At 58.4% G+C, this 25357-nt stretch carries 17 protein-coding genes; 10 read left to right on the top strand and 7 right to left on the bottom strand.

Going from position 1 to position 25357, the window contains the following annotated elements:
* Position 1 precedes the first annotated feature (1 nt).
* Both N8H71_RS02790 and N8H71_RS02785 read right to left on the bottom strand, forming a co-directional pair.
* Positions 2–1873 (bottom strand): Mu transposase C-terminal domain-containing protein, encoded by a 1872-nt coding sequence (locus N8H71_RS02790; RefSeq protein ID WP_262192725.1) that lies wholly within the window; start codon positions 1871–1873, stop codon positions 2–4.
* Between the two features lie 770 nt (positions 1874–2643).
* Entirely contained in the window at positions 2644–3402 is a 759-nt protein-coding gene (locus N8H71_RS02785; protein WP_262192724.1) for an SDR family NAD(P)-dependent oxidoreductase, read from the bottom strand.
* A 210-nt stretch (positions 3403–3612) separates the two neighbouring features.
* Between N8H71_RS02785 and N8H71_RS02780 the strand changes: the two genes are divergently transcribed.
* A complete protein-coding gene (locus tag N8H71_RS02780; protein ID WP_262192723.1) occupies positions 3613–5067 on the top strand; it encodes an MFS transporter in 1455 nt (484 codons plus the stop codon).
* 13 nt (positions 5068–5080) lie between these two features.
* Here N8H71_RS02780 and N8H71_RS02775 read toward each other — a convergent pair whose 3' ends face one another.
* The 3 genes from N8H71_RS02775 to N8H71_RS02765 form a co-directional block, all read right to left on the bottom strand.
* On the bottom strand, positions 5081–5932 hold the full coding sequence (locus N8H71_RS02775) for a LysR family transcriptional regulator (protein ID WP_262192722.1): 852 nt from the start codon (positions 5930–5932) through the stop codon (positions 5081–5083).
* 89 nt (positions 5933–6021) lie between these two features.
* Positions 6022–6681 (bottom strand): carbonic anhydrase, encoded by a 660-nt coding sequence (locus tag N8H71_RS02770; protein ID WP_262192721.1) that lies wholly within the window; start codon positions 6679–6681, stop codon positions 6022–6024.
* 99 nt (positions 6682–6780) lie between these two features.
* Positions 6781–7275, bottom strand: a complete 495-nt coding sequence (locus tag N8H71_RS02765; RefSeq protein ID WP_262192720.1) for a hypothetical protein — start codon at positions 7273–7275, stop codon at positions 6781–6783.
* Between the two features lie 123 nt (positions 7276–7398).
* Between N8H71_RS02765 and N8H71_RS02760 the strand changes: the two genes are divergently transcribed.
* Entirely contained in the window at positions 7399–8283 is an 885-nt protein-coding gene (locus tag N8H71_RS02760; protein WP_262192719.1) for an AraC family transcriptional regulator, read from the top strand.
* A gap of 20 nt (positions 8284–8303) precedes the next feature.
* Here the strand turns inward: N8H71_RS02760 and N8H71_RS02755 are convergent, their stop codons facing one another.
* On the bottom strand, positions 8304–9512 hold the full coding sequence (locus N8H71_RS02755; protein ID WP_262192718.1) for an MFS transporter: 1209 nt from the start codon (positions 9510–9512) through the stop codon (positions 8304–8306).
* A gap of 230 nt (positions 9513–9742) precedes the next feature.
* Here N8H71_RS02755 and N8H71_RS02750 point away from each other — a divergent pair, with 230 nt between their 5' ends.
* The 8 genes from N8H71_RS02750 to N8H71_RS02715 all read left to right on the top strand — a co-directional run bounded on the left by N8H71_RS02750 (position 9743) and on the right by N8H71_RS02715 (position 23088).
* Positions 9743–10669, top strand: coding sequence for an AraC family transcriptional regulator (locus tag N8H71_RS02750; protein ID WP_262192717.1), 927 nt, complete (start codon positions 9743–9745; stop codon positions 10667–10669).
* An 87-nt stretch (positions 10670–10756) separates the two neighbouring features.
* Positions 10757–11212: a (2Fe-2S)-binding protein gene (locus N8H71_RS02745; protein WP_085687349.1), complete on the top strand. Its 456-nt coding sequence runs from the start codon at positions 10757–10759 to the stop codon at positions 11210–11212.
* A complete protein-coding gene (locus N8H71_RS02740) occupies positions 11212–13461 on the top strand; it encodes a xanthine dehydrogenase family protein molybdopterin-binding subunit (protein WP_262192716.1) in 2250 nt (749 codons plus the stop codon). The genes N8H71_RS02745 and N8H71_RS02740 overlap by 1 nt, the downstream gene beginning before the upstream one ends.
* A gap of 17 nt (positions 13462–13478) precedes the next feature.
* The gene (locus N8H71_RS02735; protein WP_262192715.1) at positions 13479–14831 is read left to right on the top strand and encodes a c-type cytochrome; all 1353 of its coding nucleotides are present in this window, start codon (positions 13479–13481) and stop codon (positions 14829–14831) included.
* Between the two features lie 12 nt (positions 14832–14843).
* Entirely contained in the window at positions 14844–15848 is a 1005-nt protein-coding gene (locus N8H71_RS02730; protein ID WP_262192714.1) for an XdhC family protein, read from the top strand.
* A 230-nt stretch (positions 15849–16078) separates the two neighbouring features.
* Positions 16079–18484, top strand: coding sequence for a glucose/quinate/shikimate family membrane-bound PQQ-dependent dehydrogenase (locus N8H71_RS02725; protein ID WP_262192713.1), 2406 nt, complete (start codon positions 16079–16081; stop codon positions 18482–18484).
* Between the two features lie 84 nt (positions 18485–18568).
* Entirely contained in the window at positions 18569–19867 is a 1299-nt protein-coding gene (locus N8H71_RS02720) for a carbohydrate porin (protein ID WP_262192712.1), read from the top strand.
* A gap of 434 nt (positions 19868–20301) precedes the next feature.
* Complete coding sequence (locus tag N8H71_RS02715; RefSeq protein WP_262192711.1) at positions 20302–23088, top strand: EAL domain-containing protein; 2787 nt, start codon at positions 20302–20304, stop codon at positions 23086–23088.
* A gap of 67 nt (positions 23089–23155) precedes the next feature.
* On the opposite strand, the gene N8H71_RS02710 is transcribed toward N8H71_RS02715, so the two are convergent.
* Positions 23156–25351 carry an OsmC domain/YcaO domain-containing protein gene (locus N8H71_RS02710; protein ID WP_262192710.1) on the bottom strand — a complete coding sequence of 732 codons (2196 nt, stop codon included), beginning with the start codon at positions 25349–25351 and terminating at the stop codon, positions 23156–23158.
* Positions 25352–25357: the final 6 nt, after the last annotated feature.

The raw sequence follows: 25357 nt of genomic DNA, 5'->3' as shown, positions 1-25357 counted from the left end.
CTCAAGTCTCCTTAGAGTCGATGATCAGCACTGGAACTAGCAGGTCTATCTCTTCGGGGTCTAAGATTATCCGTGGTTTGAAAATATCTTCTTCCTCCCAAGCATCTTCGCCGGTTTGAGCATAGACTTTACTTTCATCAATAGGGTATTCTTCGACGTCCTCTAGGTCGTCCGTCTCTAGGGAATGAGAGGCAGGAAGTGGTGGCGGTAGAGCTAAATGCTTCGGCGCACTCATGAAGGCCGTTTTCAGTGCCTCAGCCTCTTGAACAATTTCTTTCTGCCGATCCATCGCGCCGGGTGCGAAATCATCATCGATAGTCCCGCCTGCCTTGTTAATCAAAGCTGGCATACGCTTTGATAGTTGCTTGTGATTCGAGTAGGATTCCCAATGCGTAGACAGCCCGTCACGAGTGTATGAACAAGGAATTTTTAGGAATGCATGAGGAGTCTTCACCCAAATATAGTTAAGGTCGTGCTGCAAGTACTTCACATCCAGCTTTTGGCCAACATAGTCTTCCAAAGCATCACTTGCATACCTGCGGCCGGCGAAATTAATGCCATACGGGTGCACCTTATGGGAGAAAGAGGTTGGGCAAAAATCGATGAGAAACTTCTGTTCATCCTCCGTGGAAATAATTCTGGACAAGTCATACTTCCCTTGAGCTTTGTAGTGAGCGAAAGCTTGCCTTGGAGTACAACGAAGTGTGGCGTGAATTTTTCCATGGTAAACTGTAACTTCTTTCATCATCCACTCCGCACATTGTTTGAAGTCCATTGTGGCGTTTAACTCACTATCAAAACTTTGACGCTCCACCACGTTGCTCCCGGTCGAGCCCGGAAGGAAATGCACTCCAGTAGTCATGAACGAGCCAATTACACGCTCTATTATTCCGCCGTACCATTTTTTGCCGATGGGGCGATGATCCCACTCCATACCCCATTCTTTGCACTGCTGGATGAGGGCATCGCTCGTAAACTCTGCAGCATTGTCGGTAAAAATTACAAACGGGATGCCGTGAAACGGATACTCATCAGGATGAGTCAAAAAGCTAAACAAACTGCTTTGCTTTTTCATCACCGCAAACGCGAGGGCGGCGGCTACCGTACTTATACTCGGAGCTTCCATGCTTAGATAAAACCCCAGGATCACCCTCGACCTGTCACAAATGATCATGGTTATCCATGGTCGTCCGATGATGACGTCCCTGTTATACTCATCGACGAGTAATATATCCACTCGGGTATGATCCATTGACACACGACGCAACAAACCATCGATAATCAATTTTTTTGGCCTAAAGCCATACTTTTGATCGAACTGCTCCGCTGTAAGTTTCTTCCGGTCGCGGTCTTTCTCAGGTTTGTTAAGCAGGTATTTCCTTGCCGTATGACGACTCACCGGTTTTTCACCAGCAGTTTCACAATAATGGCGGGCCCACTTTAGCAATTCACTTATGGAAGCCTTTGCGCCTTTGTAGTGCTCTTCATAGGCCTTGCTGAGCGCTGCCACCTGTCCCGACGTCGCTCTACTCCCTCCTTTAGGTGTCCCCTTGTGTTGCCGAACTATATTTTTCCCGTTGCGATAATCTTCTAGCAACTTATAGAACTGAGATCTTTTCAACCCAAGGAGTTCCATGCCCCTCTTTACAGGCAGCCCTTGATCAATCTCCTCGAATACAGATATGCGCTCACTTGCGAGTTGCTCCTCCCGGTGATCAATCGTTCTGACCTGATACGGAATGGCTTCAGTGCTGGGTGGAACTCCAGACTCTTTCCAGTCTCTGGGGATTCCATCTTGAGAATTTTTTACTGGTGCCAACTGCACATTTTGTTCAAGCCTCCGGTTATCTTCCTCCAGATCATCATTACCCATATCCAATCCTAACTACTCTGTTGAACAACTGAATCACATGGCATTTGGGTGATCATAGCCGCCCAACTAATAGATGCAACCCCTACCCGGGAGACTGAAGAAAATGCGACTCGAAGGCAAAAATCGGTTTAGTTCAATATTGAACTTTCGAGACAGAACAATAAGCACACTAAGTTGACTATTGGAAACGTGTAAATTTCAATGAGTTAAACTCGCTCACGCCCTAGAACTGAGAACTTGGCTTTACAATATCTATATAAATCGAACTGGATTTTAATAACCGAAAAGCGATCAAGCCCACAAAATAATGTTATAAAAATATTTTCCGTGCGGGCTCCAATCGGGAATGGGTCGCCCGTACAGCCGGTATCATAAAGATGCGCGGCTGTGAGAATGCTGTATGAGCGTTAGCAAGGCAGGCCATGACCGCTTGAGGCAGAACACTTTGTGTCAACGGAGATATACCGGTCGATCGAGGCGAGTAGAAGTAGAAAGGAGAGCTATCCAGCCATACCGAAATCTGCCCGGACGGCCTGTACATTTCAATGACGGAAAAATGATAATATCCTTTTCATTGCCGGAAAAAAGATTTCTGTTTTCCGGTAATAGAGCGATATTTTCGCTAAGCACTTGAATTACTTAAGTATTTCTATTGTCCGTTTTATTTTCAACGTTCACAGCCCTTCCATTCGTTCTGCGCTCCATGTCGTGGATCTCGATGTCTGCCGGGACGCGTTTATTTCTGCATGGAGCGCAGGGTTTATGAGACTTCAGATCTGCGACAAGCCACCGTCAACCATCAGCTCCACGCCATTCACATATCTGGCGTCGTCCGAGGCCAGAAACAGTGCAGCGCTGGCGATTTCTTCCGGTTGTGCCATATAGCCCAATGGTGTGATTTTCTCGACGTGCTCGCGCAATGCGGCAATGTCGCGCTCACTCATCTTCAACCCGTTGTCCATCAGCGGTGTGCGGGTGAAGCCGGGGCTCAGCACGTTTGCGCGGATTTTGCGGTGCTTGAGTTCATTGGCCCACGTGCGTGCGAACGATCGCACCGCTGCCTTGGATGCGTTGTACAGGCTTAATCCCTCCATGCCGTTGCTGGAGCAGATCGAGGCGGTCAAGACGATGGACGAAGCGTCCCTCATCAAGGGAAGCAGCGTTTGAACAGTGAAAAAAACGCCTTTGACGTTCACATCGAACATTGCGTAGTAAGCCGCTTCGCTGGTCTCTCCGAGCGGATTTTTCACACAGATCCCGGCATTCGCGAACACGGCATCCAGTCGGTCGCCGCGCGTTTCGATGGTGGTTTTGAGCGCATCGAGATCGGCCTGACGGGAGACATCGGAAATCACCGCGACAGCCTTGTCGCCGAGTCGGGCAACTGCTGTCTCGAGTGAGTCCGCTGACCGACCCGTGATGTAAACGCGTTTGGCGCCCTCTGCGATCAAGGCTTTCGCGATGGAGAATCCGATACCCGTGGATCCGCCGGTCACGACGGCAACCTGATCGCTGAATTTACCTGACATATCTCACTCCTCGGTCGTAGTTGAAGGGTCGTCTGTAACGACCTCGCCCATGGTGAGCGTCATCGGAGCAGAGCGGCACTGACACGAATGAACATCGGCCGTGCAGTTTTGTAAGGCGAAAGCGTCAGCGTGAACCCCTAAATTGGATCTCGCGATGAGCCTCGCTTTTCTCTCGTCGTGAAACCTGATTTTTCACACAGGATGACTGTCATGTCTCGAATCGAAACCGAAGCGCCCTCGCCCCGGCGCTGGTTAATGTTTGCCATCTTGCTGGTCGGGGCGTTTCTGCCGCCGCTGGATTTTTTCATCGTCAATGTCGCGCTGCCCTCGATCCAGGAGGACCTGGGGACGGGGGCCTCTGCCGAGCAACTGGTGATTTCTTCCTATGCGACCCTCTATGCGGTGACGCTGATTACCGGCGGGCGACTCGGCGACCTGTACGGTCGCGGACGGATGTTCTTTCTTGGCCTGCTGGGTTTCGCGGCCGCGTCGCTGATGTGTGGCCTGGCGGTTTCGCCCTGGATCCTTATCCTCGGACGCGCTTTGCAGGGCGTGACCGCCGCCGTAATGGCTCCTCAGGCGCTCGCATCGGTACAGGCGATTTTTCCGGCGTCGGAAAGACCGTTGGCACTGAGTCTGTACGGGGCCGTGTTTGGACTGGCGTCGGTGATCGGTCAGGCGTTGGGCGGCGTTTTGATTGCGGTCGACGTGCTGGGCATGGGGTGGCGCGCGATATTCCTGGTCAATCTGCCGATCGCGTTGCTGGTCATTGTGTTTGGCATCCCTGTGCTCAAAGAAACCCGAGCGCTGCACGCGAGCAAGCTGGATCTGGTGGGCACGGCGTTGTCGATGCTCACGCTGACTGCCTTGGTCGTACCGTTGATTGAAGGCCGCGAAGCGGGATGGCCGCTATGGGCATGGCTATCGCTCGCCGCAAGCCCTGTGCTGGCAGTCCTGTTCTGGGGATACGAGAGCCGTTTGCACCGGGCCGGCGGGACTCCCATTCTCGCCCCGGCCGTACTCAAAGCCCCGGGCCTTGGCCGAGCGCTGCTGGTCGCGCTTTGCTTCTATGCAATCGGTGTGTTCTTTCTGATGTTTTCGATGTACCTGCAAGGCGCACTGCACATGACCGCACTGCATGCCGGGTTGATCTTCCTGCCGTTCGGCGCGGGATTTCTGGTCGGCCCGCTGTCGGTTCCTCTCCTCAGACGCGTGCTCGGGGGCTACGTGAATCCCGTGGGCATGGGGCTGGAGGTATTCGGATTGCTATGGCTGGGCTGGCTTGTGTCGGTGACACCGAGCACCCTCGCCCCGCCCTTCACTTCCCTGGCGGCCATCCTGTTTTTGATCGGTCTGGGGCAAGGGCTGGGCCTGCCGACATTGATGCGCATGGTCACGGGCCGGGTCGCGCCGGCGTATGCCGGGATGATCGCAGGCATCACCAGCGCAACGCTGCAAATCAGCACATCGTTGAGCGTCGCACTGATCGGCGGCGTCTTTTATACCTTGCTGGGAGATCAGGTAACGGCGGTCAGCATCACTCACGCCTTTGCCGTCTCGGTTCTGTGCATCGCCGTCTGCCTGGCCGTGGGGGCTGTGGTGAGCCTGACGTTAGCGCGTCAGCCTGTACAGGTACCGGAGGTGTCGGCTGTTCGCTCGACCTGAAGGCTTCATCTCTCTACCCCGAGCCGATCATGCTGGAGGCCAGGTCGGCCAGCGCGCGTAGCCGGTCCATCTGACGCATGTCCTGGTGATACCCCATCCAGATGTCCCGCCCTGGCGGTGGCTCGTCTTCATCCAGCAGGCGCAGTCCCGAAACGGAATCACCGAGGACGCGAGGCAATACCGCAACGCCGAGCCCCTTCGCGCACATCTGCGCCTGAACCGTACGGCTGCTGCTGGTGAACACGGTGCGGGCCAGCGGATAACGCTGCTGCAGCCATTGCACGTCCGGGTAATGAGCCTGAGCGATGTTCATGAGGATCAAGCCCAGGCCCTCACCGTTCGGGTGTGGTGCCGTGGCGTGCGAAGCGGCGTAGAGCCCGTACGACAGAGTGGTCAGTTTGCGGTGGACGATATCGGGTTCGGTAAAGGGCACGATCCGGAAGGCGATGTCGGCATCCCGACGGGCAAGGTCGAACAGCCGATGCCCGGCGATGACTTCGGGCACGATCAATGGATATCGCTGCACCAGTTCACTCAAGACCGGCGCCAGCACATGACAGGCGAACCAATCGGCTGAGGATATGCGCAACAGGCCTTCCGGTTGGTCGCCATGCCCCGCCAGTCGGCGCTCGATGGCCAGGGCGCTGTGCTCCATGTCTTGCGCCAGGCTGAGAATCCTCTCGCCACTGTCCGTGAGCACCAACCCTTGGGCGGTTCGCAGAAAAAAAGCTTGCCCACTGGTTTGTTCGAGCACCTGCAAACGCCGTCCGACCGTCGGGTGACTGACACCCAGCTGCCTGGCGGCACCGCCCAGCGAGCCGCTGCGGGCAATCGCCAGGAAGACCCGCATGTCACTCCAGTCCATGCATGACACCATCCGCCCGCGCCCCTGCCTTAACGGCAATGATCATCGAATTTGCCCGGACAATCTGCGCCCTCATTCGCCCGTCGCCACTATATCTGCCGGTTGTTCCGCGCAGCGACAGCAGTGGTGGTCGGCGATTCAGCCAGTGAAACGAACTGTCGAGTCGCACCATCAAGCGCATCAATGCACCCCGCCTCGATGTCGTAAACCCAGCCATGCAGGTTCAAGCGTCCCTGCTCCAACGCCAGTGCCACCGATGGGTGCGTACGCAGATTCGCCAGTTGCGCGATCACGTTTTCGCGAACGAGACCATCGAGCTTGTCGTCAGGCGTGTCGAACTCATGCGCCGCGTTGATCGCTTTCGCGGCGTCCGCGTGGCGTAGCCAGTTAGCGACCGCCGGCAGGTGATCCAGGCACGTGCAGCGCGAGATCGCGCCCATCGCGCCGCAGTCCGAGTGGCCGCAGATCACGATGTCCTGTACGCCGAGCACTGCAACCGCATATTCGACGGTAGCCGAAACGCCACCGGGTTCAGGGCCATACGACGGCACGATATTGCCGGCGTTACGAATTACGAACAGTTCACCCGGCTCGCGTTGCGTCAGGAGTTCTGGCACGACACGACTGTCCGAGCAGGTCACAAATAACGCTTTCGGATTTTGTGCCGTCGCCAACTGCTTGAAAAGCTCGACGCGTTGCGGATAAACCTCGCGCTGAAAGCGCAAAAAGCCGTCAATGATGTCACGCATGGAGTTCTCCAGACCCTGATGCTGAAAGATGACGCGAGCACTCGATAAACCCTCGCGCCGGTGTGGCCGTGATTATCGCAGACGTTGCTTGTCGTGGCTTCACTCGATCAATGATGCGCCTTTTGTTTCTCTACGCAGAGCGAACATCTGGGCTATCACGCCTACCACCAGCACGAGCGCTATCAGACCGAGAACGCCTTTAAGCAATGGCGAATTCGGATCAGTCACGATGGGGTGGCCATCCGGAACCCGGCGCAATGTTTCCGAGACGGCCGGAACCATCAGGAAAAAGGCGGTCAAGCTCAACAGAATCGTTTCAAGGTACACCCCTGCCCGCCCCAGCCACTGAACGAATCCAATTCCGTAACCGGCGAGAAGCAATACGAGGGTTATGCCACCGATCACCGGGCTGACCGGCTGATGAGCCACCAAAAACACCGTGCAACTGCCGATCAGCATAAAAATGAAATACGCAAGCCCCGCCCGCGACCGAGGTACGATGCGCCCGTCTTTGATGAACATGTAAGCGGCCAGCGGAATGGCTGGCAGGCTACCCAGTGTGTGTACCCAGCCAAGGGCAGAGATCCCGAACATGCTGTGGTTCCTTATGTTATCGGATGATGTGTTAAATACAGTCCGCGCTCCGGAAAGCTGATTGATCGCTTCGAAGCGTTTTGATTTACGGGCTCAGACTATTAAAGGAATGACCGTACCGACATGACCGATTCACTGGAATACTTGACCATTCTTCCGGAAATGAAATTGGAGGGGCTGGCCACGGGGGATCTGCTGTCGCAGGTATTGGCCAATATCCGCTTGACGGGGGATCGCTTCTACCCGGTAACACTTGCCCAGGGCGAACGCCTGAAACTGGATGCAAAAAGCTCACACATCTGCGTCCTGAAACTGGGCAAGGTCCACATCGAAGGTGCCGACAGCCAGACCGTCAACATCGAACAGGGAGACGTGCTTCTGCTACCCCACGCCCAGTCATCGATGGAGATCACGGCCGCCCAAGGACCCGTAACCGTCATCCTTTGCCGCTTCTGGTTCGATGCCAACAGTTTCCAGGCGATGCTGTTTGCCCTGCCATGGCTGATTCATATCAAGCGGATTGAAGCGGCGGCCTGGGCGGAAAACATTCTGCATTTCATGCAGATTGAATCCAATGACACACAGCCAGGCGGCGCCTTGATGATTTCGCGCCTGATTGACCTCATCGTCATTCGCATCCTCCGTACCTGGGTTCAACAGGGCATGGCCTCGGGTTGGCTCGGTGGCTTGTCTGACGAACGTATCGCCCGAACCCTGAGAGCCATACACGAAAAGCCGGGGAAGCAGTGGCGGATCGATGCACTTGCGACGGTCGCCGGGATGTCACGCTCCAGTTTCTGCGAGCGATTCAGCGCATTGGTCGGACGTTCCCCGCTGCGTTACCAGAACGAATGGCGACTGGGACTGGCAAAGTCGATGCTGGCAAAAAAGGACAGCCGCATAGGCGAAGTGGGGTTCGCAATAGGCTATGAGTCCGAGGCTGCTTTCAGTCGCGCCTACAAAAGTCATTTCGGCCGTTCGCCGCGAGACGATAAAAATCAGGACTGAGCATACGCTGGCGGTCCTTGTCAGGCTGTCACGTTCGACTCGACAAGATGAACTTCAGTGGCACTGCGACCCGCCAGCCAGGCAAGCACAGACGCGGCGACCAACACGGCGGCGCTAAGCTCGAATGTCGCTTTGTAACCGCTCTGATCAAATGCCAGACCGCCAATGATTGCGCCGCCTGCGATAGCCAGCTGGACGATGGCCACAAGCAAGCCACCACCGGCTTCAGCATCATCCGGGAGCGTGCGGGCCAGCCATGTCCACCATCCCACCGGGGCGGCAGTTGCCACGAGTCCCCATAGTCCGAGCAGCGCTGCGGTCAGCATCGCTGACTCACCGAAATTAACTAACGCCAGCGCGATGGCCGCCATGATCAGCGGGATGATGGTCAATGTGCGGTAAAGACCGCCACCGATAAATCTTTCAATCAGAAAGGTGCCGATAAAACCTGCAAGTCCGAGCCCCAGCAGCATGAAAGACAATGTTGAAACACTGACGCCGGTGACCCCTTCAAGAAACGGGCGCAGGTAAGTGAACAGCATGAACTGGCCCATGAAAAATACGCTGACGGCGACCATGCCCAGTGCCACTGGCCATTGCTTCATCAGCCGCAATACGTTGCCATTACCGGCCTGGCGCTCGGCCTTGAAGGTCGGAAGGCTGATCAGCAGCCACACGGCCGCAAGTACCGCCACCGGAACCACACAGAAAAATGCGCCACGCCAGCCGATCAACGAGCCCAGAAAACTGCCCGCCGGCGCCGCAATCACTGTTGCCAGAGCATTGCCACCGTTGACGATGGCCAGCGCGCGGGAAACCTGCTCAGGCGGCACCAGACGCATTGCAGTCGCCGCCGACAATGACCAGAAGCCCCCAATTGCAATCCCGATCAGCGCACGCCCAATCATGAATGACGGGTAGCCCGGCGCGATCGCGACGACCGTACCGGAGACGATCATCAGCAAGGTCAGGCCCAGCAGCAATGTCTTGCGTTCGATGCGAGCAGCGACCGATGCAATCAGCAGGCTGGTAATCAATGCAAAGGCACCGGACACGGAAATACCCTGCCCCGCCTGGCCTTCCGTGATGTGCAGGTCTGTCGCAATCGGTGTCAGCAAGCTGACGGGCATGAATTCTGATGCGACCAACGCGAATGCGGCCAAAGACATGGCCAGCACCGCGCTCCAGCCGCCTGTTCTTTTAGAGGGATCTGTAGACGGAAAAGTCATGGGAACTACCTGTGGTGCGAAAAAACGTGTGGGTGTGATGCGCAAGGGAAAGCTGTTTGTGGCCCGGGCGGGTACTTCCCCTGTAACAGATAGACACATTCTCCCGGTCAATCCGGTGCTTCCCTAGCGCATTCCTCTTGAATGCTTGCCTGATCCTCTGAGGATGCAGGGAGATGGATAGGAAACGTCTGGTCAGCGGATTAGAGTTTGGTCAACAGGAGCGACCATCAATGATCCCTACTCCCCTGCCCCATAAATTGGCATCGAATATCGACCCGCGCGTGAGCGCACCGGGCGACTTCGAGACAGCCATTCCCGGCCTGTCGCTGTTTCGTCGCGACCAGCCAGCGCCGCCCTCCGTGTGCATGGTCGAACCGAGCCTGATTCTCGTGGGCCGTGGGGAAAAGCGCCTGTGGGTCGGTGGTGAGGGCTACAGCTACGACCCCTCGCGATTTCTGGTCACGTCGCTGGATTTGCCCGCCAACTCCGAAGTGATGCTTGCCAGTCCCGAACAGCCCTGTGTCGGCCTCGTCCTGAAGCTGGATGTCAGCGTGCTTGCTGAAGTCATCACCAAGAGCGGCCTGCCCGCCAGGCGCCATCAAACAATGGGTACAGGCGCGGGCATTGGCAGCATGTCGTCCGCCCTGGAGGGAGCGCTCGATCGCCTGCTCGCATTGCTCGATGAGCCCGAGGCGATCCCGGTCCTGGCGCCGTTGATTCTGCGGGAGATCCACTATCGGCTGCTCCATACCGACCAAGGTTCCCGCCTGCGGCAGATCACTGCCGTCGATGGCCAGGGCTATCGCATCGCCAAAGCCATCGATTGGCTCAAGGTCAATTACACCGAAGCACTGCGCATCGACGATCTGGCAGCGCGGGTGCAGATGAGCGCTCCCACCTTTCACCATCATTTCCGCCAGCTCACCGGCATGAGCCCGTTGCAGTACCAGAAATGGTTGCGGCTCAACGAAGCACGGCGGCTGATGCTGGTCGAGCGCCTCGACGTATCGCGGGCGGCATTTGCCGTCGGCTATGAAAGTCCTTCGCAGTTCAGCCGCGAATATGGACGCCTGTTCGGCACCGCGCCGAGTCGTGACATCGCCCTTCTGCGCGGACATCCGTTCGAGGCAGAAGCGCTCGGCACCGTAGCCAATTGAACAAACAACAGCTTCACCGGTGATGCACCTCGCAGCGTGTCACCGCTCATAACAATGCACGTCAACCGATGATCAAGCGGGTGAACCATGGAACTACGAATCAACCAGAAGACCTATCAGGTCGATGCCGACGCCGATACGCCCTTGCTGTGGGTGATCCGCGATGACCTGGGCATGACCGGCACCAAGTACGGCTGCGGACTGGCGCAGTGCGGCGCCTGTTCGGTGCTGGTGGACGGCAATGTGGTGCGTTCGTGCGTCACGCCGGTAGCCGGCGTGGTTGGCCGTGAGGTCACCACCATTGAAGCCATCGAGACCGATGACGTGGGCAAACGGGTCGTAGAAACCTGGGTCGATCTGCAGGTCGCCCAGTGCGGTTATTGCCAGTCCGGGCAGGTCATGGCTGCGACGGCATTGCTCAAGCAGAACCCCAAACCGAGTGATGCGCAGATCGAGGCGGCGATGGTCAATCTGTGCCGCTGCGGCACTTACAACGCCATTCATGCCGCCGTGCATGAACTTGCCGGCAAGGGAGACGCCTGATGAACGTGCGTATCGACCCTTCTCTGGAGGCATCAGCGCTGGCTCTGCATGATCCGGTCAACCTCTCGCGCAGACGTTTTCTGACGGGGACTGCCGTCGGTGCGCTGGTCCTAGGCTTCGGTCTGCCGCTGGGTGCAACGCGCGTGCAGGCCGCCGCTGCGGCGACGGCCGAGCGTGGTACGCAGGTTCCGGCGTTTCTCGAGATCCGCCCGGACAACCGCGTGCGTCTGCTCTGCCCGTTCATGGAAGGCGGACAAGGGACGTTCACCGCGATGGCACAGATTGTCGGTGAGGAACTGGACGCCGACCCCGCGACCTTCCTGGTCGAAGCCGCGCCGCCCGGCGAGGCCTATGTGGTCATGGAGAACGGCATGCGCATCACCGGCGGCAGCATGTCGGTGCGCATGAGTTACCCGGTCATGCGCCGCCTCGGCGCCCTCGCCCGCGCCATGCTATTGCAGGCGGGCGCGCAGCAACTTGGCGTGCCGGTGGGCGAGTTGAGCACCGAGCCTGGCAAGGTCTTACATGCCAAGTCGGGCCGCTCACTGGCCTACGGTAAACTGGCCGAGCATGCGATGGACCTGCCGGTTCCCGATCCAGCCTCTGTGCAACTACGTGACCCGAGTCAGTTCCGCTGGATCGGCAAACCGGTGAAGCGCGTCGATGCTTATGACAAGTCCACGGGCAAGGCGCTCTACAGCATCGATCTGAAGGTCGACGGCATGCTCCATGCCGCCGTTCAACATGCCCCGCGCCTGGGGATGACGGTGGGCAACCTGCGCAACGAAGACCAGGTCAAGGCGATGAAAGGCGTGCATTCCGTGCATCGTCTGCTGGGTGCCGTGGCGGTGGTCGCCGAACGCTGGTGGCACGCCAAACGTGCAGTCGAGGCGGTTCAGGTCGACTGGCAAGAACCAACGGCCGACAGCAAAGTGCGGCCGATGCCCACCGACTTTTCCAGCGATGGTTGGCTCAAGCGCCTCGCTGAAGATAAAAGCCCCGCAAAAGATGATGAGCATGAAGGCGACGTGGCTTCGATTCTCAGGGCGAGCAAGACGCGGATCGACGCCACTTACCACAACCAATACCTGAACCACGGTCAGTTGGAACCCCCATCAGCACTGGCCCGATTCAACCCGGACGGCTCGCTGGAAGTCTGGTTGCCCAATCAGGCGCCGGACATGTTCCGTGCCGACATCGCCAGGCGCACCGGGCTGGATCCGTCGCGCATCACTTTGCATTCACCGCTGCTGGGTGGGTTCTTCGGCCGGCATTTCCTTTACGACTCGGCCAACCCCTATCCTCAAGCCATCGCTTTGGCGAAAGCGGTTGGCCGCCCGGTCAAACTGATCTGGAGTCGAGAGGAAGAATTCCTGCGCGACGTGCTCCGTCCGGTTGCGGCAGTCAATTTCCGCGCCGCACTGGACAGCGACGGCTGGCCGCTGGCAATCGAAGCAATCAGTGCCACCGAAGGTCCGACCGAGGCCCTCGCCGGCAAGCAGGGAGAAAAACTCGACCCCACCGCGCTTGAAGGGTTGTCCGGCAAATCCTACGCAATCCCCAACAAGCGGATTGCGCAGATCTATGTCAAAGGTCCGGCCATGCTCGGTTACTGGCGTTCGGTAGGCAATTCCCTCAACGACTTTTTCTATGAATCGTTCCTTGATGAACTGGCGGACAAGGGCGGCAAAGACCCGTTCGACCTGCGCCTGCATTTGCTGCGCGACAACAAACGTCTGACCACATTGCTGCAGGCCGTGGGTGAACTGTCGGGCGGCTGGAAGCGCGGGCCGTTTACCGCAGACGACGGCAGCCGGCGTGCGCGAGGCGTGGCGATGGCTTCGCCGTTCGGTACACAGACGGCCGTGATCGCCGAGGTGTCCATCGAGAATGGCCAGGTCAAGGTGCATGACATCTGGCAGGCGATTGACCCGGGCAGCATCGTCAACCCGGCGATCGTCGAAGCTCAGGTCAATGGCGCCGTGGCCTTGGGGTTGTCGCAGACTTTGGTGGAAGAAGCCGTGTGGATTGATGGCAAACCCCGGGCACGCAACTACGACCTGTATCCGATTCTGCCGCCTGCGCGGATGGCACGGGTCCACGTACGGGTCGTCGAGAGCGGGGAAAAAATGGGCGGCATCGGTGAACCGCCGTTGCCGGCCGTAGCGCCTGCGGTCGCCAATGCGGTGGCAGCGCTGACGGGCCAGCGGGTTCGCAGCCTGCCCATGAGCCGACACACCTTTACCTGATCAGCGCCGGAGCGTTCATGAATAACAGCCGATTCGCAAGAACCGCTGGCTGGCTGGCCGTGCCGTGCCTGGTCGCGGCAGGCCTGCTGGCCTGGTATGTCACACGCGAGCCCGCCTCGCCTTTTGAGAGCAATCCGGTTGCCGTGGCCGACATCGCCCCGGCGTTGGTCACCCGTGGCGAATACGTCGCCAGACTCAGCGATTGCGTGGCTTGTCACAGCGTGCCGGGCGGCGCGCCGTTCGCCGGTGGCCTGGAAATGGCCACACCGCTGGGCACGATCCACGCGACCAATATCACCCCGGACACGGAAACCGGCATCGGCCACTACAGTCTGGCGGACTTCGACCGGGCCGTGCGCCATGGCGTGGCACCCGACAGTCGCCGTTTATATCCGGCGATGCCCTACCCGTCCTACGCCAAGCTCAGTGACGATGATGTGCGTGCGCTGTATGCGTTCTTCATGAAAGGCGTGGCGCCGGTCAAACAGCCGAACATCCCGAGCGGGATTCCGTGGCCGCTGAACCTTCGCTGGCCGATTGCATTGTGGAACGGCGTATTCGTAGACGCGGAACCTTATGCAGCCAAACCGTCGCAGGATGAAGTGTGGAATCGTGGTGCGTACCTTGTTCAGGGTGCCGCGCACTGCGGCAGTTGCCATACCCCTCGCGGCCTGGCGTTCAACGAGAAAGCACTGGACGAGTCCGGTACACCGTTCCTCGCCGGTGCCTTGCTCGATGGCTGGTATGCACCGAGCCTGCGCGATGATCACAACACCGGGCTGGGCCGCTGGAGCGAGGCGGAAATCGTGCAGTTCCTCAAAACCGGTCGCAACCGACACGCGGTGGTCTACGGATCGATGACCGAAGCGTTCAACAACTCCACGCAGTTCATGAGCGATGACGATCTGACGGCCATTGCCCGTTACCTGAAGTCGCTGCCTGGCGATCGCCAACGCGACGGGCAGCCTTGGCAGTATCAAGCGGTTTCGGCGGCGGAACGTCTGGACTCGCCCGGTGCTCATACCTACGTGACGCGCTGTGCTTCGTGCCACGGTCTGGACGGCAAGGGCCAATCAGAATGGATGCCGCCGCTGGCGGGCGCGACGTCTGCGCTGGCCAAGGAAAGCGCCTCGGCAATCAACATCACCCTCAATGGTTCGCAGCGCGTCGTGGCGGCCGGTGTGCCCGATGCCTATCGCATGCCGGCATTCCGTGAACAGTTGTCGGATCAGGAAATAGCCGAAGTGCTGACTTTCATGCGCAGCACCTGGGGCAATCAGGGCACCGCTGTCGATGCGCAGGCAGTGAGCAAGCTGCGTGAACACACGGGGCCGGCCAGCAGCAGCCCGATCATCCTGCAGATGCGTTAAGAGGAAAGCCTGATGGAAAGCATCGACTTGCTGGTCCTGCGCACGGCGCGGGACTGGCTCGCTGCCGGAGAACGTGTGCTGATCGCCACAGTGGCTCGCACCTGGGGTTCTTCACCCCGCCCAACCGGATCGATGATGGCCTTGCGTAACGACGGTCGCGTGGTGGGCAGCGTTTCCGGCGGCTGCATCGAGGACGATCTGATCCATCGCTACACGACCGCCCATGGCGGAAGCGGTCTGCAGGACAGCGCGCCACAAGTGGTGCGCTACGGCGTCAGTGCCGATGAGGCGCATCGCTTTGGCTTGCCGTGCGGTGGCACGCTTGAGCTGATTCTCGAATTCAACCCGGACCGGGAATCGCTCGACGAGCTGCTGGTGCAACTGGACGCCGGGCAACTGGTTCGCCGTCGCCTCATGTTGGCGACCGGTCGGGTCACGCTCGAAGCCACCGCCACACCGGAGCAATTCAGTTTCGACGGCACGCAGATGCTCAACACCTTGGGGCCAGGTTATCGAATGCTCATGATCGGTGCCGGCGCGCTGGCCGAGTATCTGGCCACCATGGCGTTGTTCAATGGATTCAAGGTAGTGGTTTGCGATCCACGGCCCGAGTACATCGAGACCTGGGCGGTAGACGGTGTAGAGCGAATCGTCGGCATGCCCGATGATGTTGTGCGCGACTTCGCAGTCGATCTGCGCACTTGCATCGTGGCCCTGAGTCATGACCCCAAACTCGACGATCTGGCACTGCTCGAAGCCTTGCATGGCCCGGCGTTTTACATCGGTGCCATTGGCTCGCGCCGCAACAGCCAGCTGCGCCGCGAACGCCTGATCGAGCACTTTGGTGAGACCGAGGCGACGCTTGAGCGATTGCACGGTCCGATCGGCCTGTATATCGGCAGCAAGACGCCTGCGGAAATCGCGGTCAGCGTGATGGCCGAAATTCTTGCGGCCAAAAATGGCACCCGTCTACCTGAAGCGTTTTCCATCACCAAGGCCAAAGCGCTCGTGGATTGAGCGCTGCTTCTGCACCACTTTGCTGATCACACCTGTCAAAAATCCCATCCCTCCTGACAGAAAAGCGACTTCCCCGCCGTCTCACCAATCCCCGCCACTCCTCGGGCATGCGCTCGTCCCCGCTCATGCGCGCCATTGAGCAGCAAACTACACTTCATGCTGAATTAGTGATTTAACTAGGTAGTTACCTAACTATATAATGCCCTCCTCATTTCAACGGGACATTCAACGTGAAGCAGAGTCAACGCCTCTCGGGCATATCAAAATTCATTCTGGTGGGGTTGGGCGTGATCATCGCCCTCCTCGGCCTGGCGCTTGCTGCTGGCGGCGTGAAATTGGTCAGCCTGGGAGGCTCCTGGTACTTCCTGGTGGGTGGTCTGGTGATGGCCGTTTCCGGTCTGCTGATCGCTCGTATCAAGCCTGCCGGTGCGTGGTTGTTCGCAGCCTTTCTGGTAGGGACGGCGATCTGGGCGGTGAGCGATGCCGGGCTGGTGTTCTGGCCGGTCTTCTCGCGCCTGTTCATGTTCAGCGCCGTCGGCCTCGTGGTCGCGCTGGTCTACCCGATGCTCAAACGCGCCAATGGCGGCGTCGTGGGTCGTGGTGCCTACGGTGTTGCCGCTGTTATGGCGGTTGGACTGGCGGTGGCTGCCGGCAACATGTTCGTCGCGCACCCGACCGTCGCCCCTACCGGCACCGGACCAGGCCTGACGCCGGTCGAGCCGGAAAAGGCGCAGAAAGACTGGGCTCACTACGGTAATACCGAAGGCGGCAGCCGCTTCGCCGCGCTGGACCAGATCAATCGCACCAACGTCGACAAATTGAAAGTCGCCTGGACCTACCACACCGGCGACATCGCCGAGAGCGACGGCAACGGCGCCGAAGACCAGTTGACCCCGCTACAGATCGGCAACAAAGTCTTCATCTGCACCCCGCACAACAGCTTGATCGCACTGGATGCCGACACCGGTAAAGAACTCTGGAAAAACGCGATCAACGCCCAGTCCAAAGTCTGGCAGCGCTGCCGTGGCATGGCGTATTTCGACGCCAGCGCTGCTGTCGCCAAACCGGCCAGCTCGCCAGTGACCGAAACCCCGGCCGCTCCTGCTGTCAACTGCACGCGCCGCCTGCTGACCAACACCATCGACGCCCGCCTGATCGCAGTCGATGCCGACACCGGCGAGTTCTGCCAGGGTTTCGGCAACAACGGCCAGGTCGATCTGAAGGCCGGTCTGGGTGATGTCCCGGACAGCTACTATCAACTGTCCTCCGCGCCGCTGATGGCCGGCACCACCGTGGTGGTTGGCGGTCGTGTGGCCGACAACGTGCAGACCGACATGCCGGGCGGCGTGATCCGTGGTTTCGACGTAATGACCGGTGCGATGCGCTGGGCATTCGACCCGGGCAATCCGCAGGATAAACAGGCGCCGGCCGATGGCAAAACCTATGTTCGCAGCACGCCGAACAGTTGGGCACCGATGTCCTACGACCCGGCAACCAACACGATCTTCCTGCCGATGGGCAGTTCGTCCACCGACATCTATGGTGTCGAGCGCAGCAAACTGGACCACACCTACGGCGCTTCGATCCTGGCGTTGGACGCCAACAGCGGCGAAGAAAAGTGGGTCTACCAGACCGTGCACAACGACCTCTGGGACTTCGACCTGCCGATGCAGCCAAGCCTGATCGACTTCACCAAGGACGGTAAAACCGTTCCAGCCGTGGTCATCGGCACCAAGGCCGGGCAGATTTACGTGCTCGACCGCGCCACCGGCAAACCACTGACCGAGGTTAAAGAAGTACCGGTCAAGGCGTCGAACATTCCGAACGAACCCTACTCCCCTACCCAGCCGAAATCGGTCGGCATGCCGCAGATCGGTGCTCAGCACCTGACTGAATCCGACATGTGGGGCGCCACGCCGTATGACCAGTTGCTGTGCCGGATCGATTTCAAGTCGATGCGTTACGACGGTCTGTACACCGCGCCGGGTACTGACAAGTCCTTGAGCTTCCCGGGTTCGCTGGGCGGCATGAACTGGGGCAGCATCTCGACTGACCCGGTGCACGGTTTCATCTTCGTCAATGACATGCGCCTGGGCCTGTGGATTCAGATGATCCCGTCGCAGAACAAAGGCCAGGCAACTTCTGGCGGTGAAGCGTTGAACACCGGCATGGGCGCCGTTCCGCTGAAAGGCACGCCTTACGCGGTGAACAAGAACCGCTTCCTGTCGGTTGCCGGCATTCCGTGCCAGGCCCCACCGTTCGGTACGCTGACTGCCATCGACATGAAAACCCAGAAAGTCGCCTGGCAAGTTCCGGTCGGTACGGTTGAAGACACCGGCCCGTTGGGCATCCGCATGCACCTGCCGATCAAGATCGGTCTGCCGACCCTCGGCGGCACCTTGTCGACCCAGGGCGGCTTGATCTTCATCGCCGGCACCCAGGACTTCTATCTGCGCGCGTTCAACAGCGGCAACGGTGAGGAAGTCTGGAAAGCGCGTCTGCCAGTTGGCAGCCAGGGCGGTCCGATGACCTATGTGTCGCCGAAAACCGGCAAGCAATACGTGGTCATCACCGCCGGTGGCGCTCGTCAATCGACCGACCGTGGCGACTACGTGATGGCGTATGCCCTGCCGTAAACCGCAGCGCCCTCCTTCACTTCACTTGTGCGCGGCACCTTCGGGTGTCGCGTTGTTTCATGTCCTTCGCTCTGGATTTGCGCAATGTCATTGGCTGTTCGCTTTTCTCACGCCGGGGTCTTCACCGGCATGCTGTTCGGTCTCACCTGCGGCTCTGCTCTACCCGCTCTCGCCGATACCGATTCGAACGTATTCACCCGCAACACGCTGACCGGCGATTGGGGCGGACTGCGCCACCAACTCGATGAAGACGGCATCAAATTCACCGGCGATTACACCGGCGAAACCGCCTACAACGCCGACGGTGGCCTGCACCGCTCGGCCCGCTACTCGCAAAACATCAAACTCGGTGCGCAATTCGATCTGAGCAAAATCTATGGCGTGGACAATGCTGGCAAGATCCAGCTGAGCATCAACGACCGTCGTGGCAACAGCGCGTCCGAAGATCTGGTGGGCAACCGTCTACCAATCCAGGAAAACTACGGTGGCCTCTACACACGCCTGACTGAACTGAGTTACGAACGAACGCTGTTCACTCCGGCACTGAACGTCAAACTCGGCTACATGGCCATGGGCAACGACCTCGGCGGGCTGGACAGCGGTATTCTCTGCAACTTCATGAACGCCGGATTCTGCGGCCACCCGCTGAACATGTCCGGCGGTAGCGGCTGGACCAACTACCCCAACGCTCATTTGGGTGTGCGGGTGAAATATGACTTGTCGCCGGAATGGCAACTGCGCGTCGCCGCGTTCAATGTCGACCCTGAAAGCAACGGCAATTCCAGCCGCGCCTGGCACCTGGGCCCGAAACACACGACGGGCACCGTGGTGCCGGTCGAACTGGTCTACAAACGCGCAGGCACCCTGCCCGGCGAATACAAGCTCGGCTACTACTACGACAGCTCCGACGTGAAACGCATCGGCAGTGACAAAGAAGTGTCCGGGCGTGGCGGCCATTACCTGTTGATCGACCAGGCCGTATGGGCCTCGCCGTCTTCCGAAGGCCGCAGCTTGCATGCGTTCGGTCAATACTCGGCAGCCAGTGAAGCCGCTTCGCCGTTCAGCAAGTGGTACGGCACCGGCCTGGTTTTGTACAAACCATTCGAAGGTCGTCCTCGTGACACTGTCGCGCTGGGCTACGGTCGAGCGGTGCCGAACCCACGTAGTCGCGATGTGCAACAGGACGCCGCGCTGGCCAACGGTGCAGCGTTTCCGAATCTGGACAGCGCCGAGCAGCTGATCGAACTCGGTTATGGTTATCAGGCCACTCCTTGGCTGACGCTGCGACCCAACCTGCAATACATCATTGAGCCGGGAGCGTTTTCCGGTCAGGACATCGACAACGCCTTGGTGGTCGGGTTGCAGGTGAAGGCTGCGCTCTGACGTCAGCGTTTGCCGATCAGCGATCAAACAAATAAAGCACCCTCGGGTGCTTTTTTTGTTCTTCGCGGGTTATGTCAGACAAACTTCGTTAAGTATTGAATGCAAAAGAATTTTTATTAACTTTCCTGACCGGTCAGCCAATAGTTATCGCAAAAATTATCTGCATGGCTGCGGTTCAACTACTTCATTCGGCCATTACTTTCTTATATGCTCCGCGCCCCTAATAGCCCCTGGCCACTTATCTTGGGAATGCGGCGCTCTCTTGAATAGAAAAGCTTTGCGGCACCCTGCCGTGTCTCGTCCGGAGATCCTCCGGTACAGCTCCTGACACCGATTACTTTCAGCACGATCATGAACTGCCAGCCAGAGACTTTCCGGCTGAATACCTACCCTCGCCAACCCTTCCCCATCTGTCCGGGACAGAGGAGGATTTTTTGCTGCGCAAGTTTGCACCGCCTCACGGTTTGAGAACGATCCTGACAACAGCACTGGTCTTTCAGTGTGCAACATTAGTCCTCAGCTTCTGGTTAGCGACCAGCAACCAATCCAGCATCGGAAACCTTTCAAGTGTGGCCGTCGACCAGGTCGATGCGGTGGCGGAAACCGTTCAGCACTTGATGGAGGCCCGGCTCTCCCTGTCACGCGCCAACACCCGAATCGCTCTGTTCAATACCGTTCCGCAGGACATGGTGCAACATGCCCGCATGGAATTGATCCTGGCGAACGAGTCGTTCGACCGGTTTCTCACCCGCACCCGAGTGGACGAAGAAAACCATGTCCGGGTCCAGGCGTTAAAAGACGTTTATTCACGATACGTCAACGTGCTCAATCGATTGGTTCAGTACACCGGCGCCGGTGATGTGCAATGGGCACTTGCCCAGCCGGTACAGGAGATTCAAGAGCAACTTCTGCAGGAACAGAAGAACTTCATCAAGTACGGTCATAACATCAGCCAGACTTCGCTTCAGTCCATGGGTGACCGATTCAAGATATACATCGCGGCGGCGGCGATGATACTTCTGCTGGTGTTGGCCACGACGTTCTTCCTGCTGTACGTGATCAAGAAAGTAGAGAAAAGCCGACTGCTGAAAATTGCCGTCAACCGGACGGATAGCGCCATCATCGTCACGGATTCAAACAGCGTCATTACCTACGTCAACGAAGGTTTTGTGCGCATGCTGGGTTATGAAACAGCCGATCTGGTGGGCAAGAAGCCAGACCAGGTGTTTTACGGCCGTCATACGGATACGCAAACGGTTCTCTCGTTCAGAAGCAGTATCCAGAAGGGAGAAAGTCACACCACGGAGTTACTGGTCTACAACAAATCAAAACAACCGCTGTGGGTTCGCGTGGTCGCCAATCCGGTACTCGACCCTCAAGGTGTCCAGCAGGACGTCGTTGCCATCGTGACGGACATCACCGAAGCCAAGATGAATGACGAGTTGCAGTTCAAGGTGCTCAGTGCCATGGCCCGTGAAGAACCTCTGGGCGATGTCATGCAGTTGTTATGTCTGGAAATCGGCCGTATCGCGCCGGAAATCGGTGTTTCCATACGGCAATTTGATGAGCGCGGTTGCCTTCCGCTGATTGCCGAATTCAACTTGCCGGACGGTCTGCTTCAGTCGTTGGAAAGTCTTGCCGAGCGTTCCATCCTGCAAAAAATGGATGCCAAAGAAAGCATCATGCTTAACTTCACCGACCCTGGGTCTTACGACGGCGAATGCGTTGATCCGCATCTTTCGCAGTCGCTGGGTTTCACGGCTGGCTGGGTCAACACCATTCGCTCCAACAACGGGCGGACTCTCGGCACGTTCACTTTTTACTACCGCGAAAACCACCTTCCGGCCGCGCAACATCAACGGCTGCTGCAAACCAGTCTGAAGCTCTGCGCACTGGCGCTGGAGCGGGACAGTTTTATCCACGATATCGAACGGCTGGCCTATTACGACAGCCTGACCCTGCTGCCCAATCGACGGCTGTTGATGATGAAAGCCAACACGATGATCGCCAATGCCCAGCGTTCGCAATCATCCCTGGCTGTGTTGTTCATCGACATCAACAAGTTCAAACAGATCAATGATTCACTCGGGCATGCTGCCGGGGATCTGCTGTTGTCTGAAATCGCCAGAAGGCTTCAGTCTTCCGTGAGGGGCAATGATGTTGTCAGCCGTCTTTCGGGGGACGAGTTCGTCATTATTCTGTCCCCTTCCAGTGCCGAACAGGCGATTGCCTTTTCGGAACGCATGCTCAGCCAGCTCTCGGAGCCGATGATGTTGGCCGATGTCAGCGTGTCGCCTTCAGCCAGCATTGGCATCGGCATTTACCCGGACCACGGCAATGATATTCAGGCGTTGCTGTTGCACGCCGACCAGGCGATGTACAAGGCCAAGTCCGCAGGTCGCCAGTCTATCGAAGTGTTTGATCCGGTGGTGGTTGATTCAACCGACGACGAACTGACCCTGAGCATGGCCCTCAAGCAGGCCCTGGAGTCCGATCAGCTGACGCTGCATTACCAGCCCCAACTGATGCTCGACGGCAACCAGCTGTTTGGTGTCGAGGCGCTGGCCCGCTGGTCTCATCCGGAGTTGGGAAACATCCCGCCCAACCGTTTCATCCCGTTGGTGCGTGACACACGAATGATGCCCAGACTCAATCAATGGGTGCTCATCGAAGCGTGCCGGCAAATGGCGCAATGGCGCGACGCCGGGGTCGATGTGCCGCAGATTTCGGTCAACATTTTCCCCGTCGCCTTTCGCGACCGGGCCATTGTCGAACTCATCGAAACGCTGTTGGCACAGTACAGGCTCCCGCCCTCCTGCCTGACCCTGGAAGTCACCGAGGACTTCATTCTCGACGCCACCGACACGGTCATCTCGGTGATCAGCGAAGTCCGTCAATCCGGTGTCAGCCTGTCCATCGACGACTTTGGAACCGGCTATTCCAGCCTGAGTTATCTGCTGCGACTGCCCGTCAATGCCATCAAGCTCGACAAAAGCTTCATCGACGATCTGGAAACCAGCGAAAGTGCCCGGACACTGGCCCAATCAATTGCGGGGATCTGCAAGAGCCTGCAACTGAACATCGTCGCCGAAGGGGTTGAAAGCGCCGGGCAACGGGACATTCTTCGAGCGTTGGGTTACCCGATAGCCCAAGGCGATGTGTTCTCCCGTCCTTTGGCCCCGGAGGATCTGGCGCAATGGGTGAGTGAGCGATCACGCTGAAACGAACCAGGCCTGCAAACGAAAAAAGCACCCGAAGGTGCTTTTTTTGTGCGTGCCGCCAGCGGAATCAACCCGCGAAGTTGGCCCGCGCTGCGTGCAGTTTCTTGTAGCTCTCGATCAGGCGCAGGTGCCGATCCAGCCCTTCCAGCTTCATGCTGGTCGGCGTCAGACCGTAGAAGCGCACGCTGCCGTTGACCGAGCCGATCGCTGCATCCATGCGTTCGTCGCCGAACATGCGGCGGAAGTTGGCTTCGTAATCTTCCAGCTCCAGATCTTCGTCCAGTTCCATTTCCAGCACGACGTTGACCGCTTGATAGAACAAGCCGCGCTCGACGGTGTTGTCGTTGTATTGCAGGAAGGCTTCGACCAGATCCTTGGCCTGCTCGTACTTCTGCAAGGCGAGGTAGATCTGCAAGCGCAGTTCGAGAATGGTCAACTTGCCCCATGGGGTGTTGTCGTCGAACTCGATGCCGATCAGCGTGGTGATGTCGGTGTAATCGTCCAGCTCGCTGTGTTCCAGGCCTTTGGCGAGATTGCGCAGGCCGACTTTGCTCAGGTTGTGCAGATTGAGGATGTCGGCACGGAATTGCAGCGCTTTGTTGGTGTTGTCCCAGATCAGGTCTTCTACCGGGTAGATCTCCGAATAGTCCGGCACCAGAATGCGGCAAGCCTTGGCGCCGATGTGCTCGTAGACCGCCATGTAGACTTCCTTGCCCATGTCCTCAAGGATGCCGAACAGCGTCGCGGCCTCTTCGGCGTTGGAGTTTTCGCCATTGCCGGAGAAGTCCCACTCGACGAATTCGAAGTCGGCCCTGGCGCTGAAGAAACGCCACGACACCACGCCGCTGGAATCGATGAAGTGCTCGACGAAGTTGTTCGGCTCGGTGACGGCCTGACCCGAGAAGGTCGGTTGCGGCAGATCGTTGAGGCCTTCAAAGCTGCGGCCCTGCAGCAACTCGGTGAGGCTGCGTTCCAGCGCCACTTCGAAGCTCGGGTGCGCGCCGAACGAGGCGAACACGCCGCCGGTGCGCGGGTTCATCAGCGTCACGCACATCACCGGGAATTCACCGCCCAGCGACGCGTCCTTGACCAGCACCGGGAAGCCCTGCTCTTCCAGCGCCTTGATCCCGGCGAGGATGCCCGGGTATTTCGCCAGCACCTCTTGCGGCACATCCGGCAGAGCCATTTCGCCTTCGAGGATTTCGCGTTTGACCGCCCGCTCGAAGATTTCCGACAGGCACTGCACCTGCGCCTCGGCCAGAGTGTTGCCGGCGCTCATGCCGTTGCTGAGAAACAGGTTTTCGATCAGGTTGGACGGGAAATACACGACTTCGTTGTCCGACTGACGCACGAACGGCAGCGAGCAGATGCCACGCTGGGTGTTGCCGGAGTTGGTGTCGAACAGGTGCGAGCCGCGCAGTTCGCCGTCGCGGTTGTAAATGCCCAGGCAATATTCGTCGAGGATTTCTGTTGGCAATTCATCTTTGGCGCCGGGTTTGAACCAGCGCTCGTCCGGGTAATGCACGAACTCGGCATTGGCGATCTCTTCGCCCCAGAACTGATCGTTGTAGAAGAAGTTGCAGTTCAGTCGCTCGATGAACTCGCCCAGCGCCGAGGCCAGCGCGCCCTCTTTGGTCGCGCCCTTGCCGTTGGTGAAGCACATCGGCGACTGCGCATCGCGGATGTGCAGCGACCAGACGTTGGGCACGATATTGCGCCACGAAGCGATTTCGATCTTCATGCCCAGGTCGGCCAGAATCCCCGACATGTTGGCGATGGTCTGTTCCAGCGGCAGGTCTTTACCGGCAATGCAGGTGCCCGCGCCGGACGTGGAAGCCGGCATCAGCAAGGCCTGGGCATCGGCGTCGAGGTTCTCGACTTCCTCGATCACGAACTCTGGCCCGGCCTGCACCACCTTCTTCACCGTGCAACGGTCAATCGAGCGCAGGATGCCCTGGCGATCCTTCTCGGAGATGTCCGCCGGCAGCTCGACCTGGATCTTGAAGATCTGGTTGTAGCGGTTTTCCGGATCGACAATGTTGTTCTGCGACAGACGAATGTTTTCGGTCGGGATATTGCGGGTACTGCAGTACAACTTTACGAAGTAAGCCGCGCACAAGGCCGACGACGTCAGGAAATAGTCGAACGGACCCGGTGCAGAGCCATCGCCCTTGTAACGGATCGGTTGGTCGGCCACCACCGTGAAGTCATCGAACTTGGCTTCGAGTCGGAGGTTGTCGAGAAAATTGACCTTGATTTCCATGCGGGT

Origin of the sequence: Pseudomonas koreensis (assembly GCF_025447595.1) — a bacterium.
In the GTDB taxonomy this organism is placed as follows: Bacteria; Pseudomonadota; Gammaproteobacteria; order Pseudomonadales; family Pseudomonadaceae; genus Aquipseudomonas; species Aquipseudomonas koreensis_H.
The sequence above is the reverse complement of the archived record's forward strand: the minus strand, read 5'-3'. Positions and strand labels throughout refer to the sequence as shown.

Coding starts and splice junctions, on each gene's coding strand:
- N8H71_RS02790 (WP_262192725.1), bottom strand. CDS start 1,873: ATGGGTAATGATGATCTGGAGGAAGATAACCGGAGGCTTGAACAAAAT.
- N8H71_RS02785 (WP_262192724.1), bottom strand. CDS start 3,402: ATGTCAGGTAAATTCAGCGATCAGGTTGCCGTCGTGACCGGCGGATCC.
- N8H71_RS02780 (WP_262192723.1), top strand. CDS start 3,613: ATGTCTCGAATCGAAACCGAAGCGCCCTCGCCCCGGCGCTGGTTAATG.
- N8H71_RS02775 (WP_262192722.1), bottom strand. CDS start 5,932: ATGGACTGGAGTGACATGCGGGTCTTCCTGGCGATTGCCCGCAGCGGC.
- N8H71_RS02770 (WP_262192721.1), bottom strand. CDS start 6,681: ATGCGTGACATCATTGACGGCTTTTTGCGCTTTCAGCGCGAGGTTTAT.
- N8H71_RS02765 (WP_262192720.1), bottom strand. CDS start 7,275: ATGTTCGGGATCTCTGCCCTTGGCTGGGTACACACACTGGGTAGCCTG.
- N8H71_RS02760 (WP_262192719.1), top strand. CDS start 7,399: ATGACCGATTCACTGGAATACTTGACCATTCTTCCGGAAATGAAATTG.
- N8H71_RS02755 (WP_262192718.1), bottom strand. CDS start 9,512: ATGACTTTTCCGTCTACAGATCCCTCTAAAAGAACAGGCGGCTGGAGC.
- N8H71_RS02750 (WP_262192717.1), top strand. CDS start 9,743: ATGATCCCTACTCCCCTGCCCCATAAATTGGCATCGAATATCGACCCG.
- N8H71_RS02745 (WP_085687349.1), top strand. CDS start 10,757: ATGGAACTACGAATCAACCAGAAGACCTATCAGGTCGATGCCGACGCC.
- N8H71_RS02740 (WP_262192716.1), top strand. CDS start 11,212: ATGAACGTGCGTATCGACCCTTCTCTGGAGGCATCAGCGCTGGCTCTG.
- N8H71_RS02735 (WP_262192715.1), top strand. CDS start 13,479: ATGAATAACAGCCGATTCGCAAGAACCGCTGGCTGGCTGGCCGTGCCG.
- N8H71_RS02730 (WP_262192714.1), top strand. CDS start 14,844: ATGGAAAGCATCGACTTGCTGGTCCTGCGCACGGCGCGGGACTGGCTC.
- N8H71_RS02720 (WP_262192712.1), top strand. CDS start 18,569: ATGTCATTGGCTGTTCGCTTTTCTCACGCCGGGGTCTTCACCGGCATG.
- N8H71_RS02710 (WP_262192710.1), bottom strand. CDS start 25,351: ATGGAAATCAAGGTCAATTTTCTCGACAACCTCCGACTCGAAGCCAAG.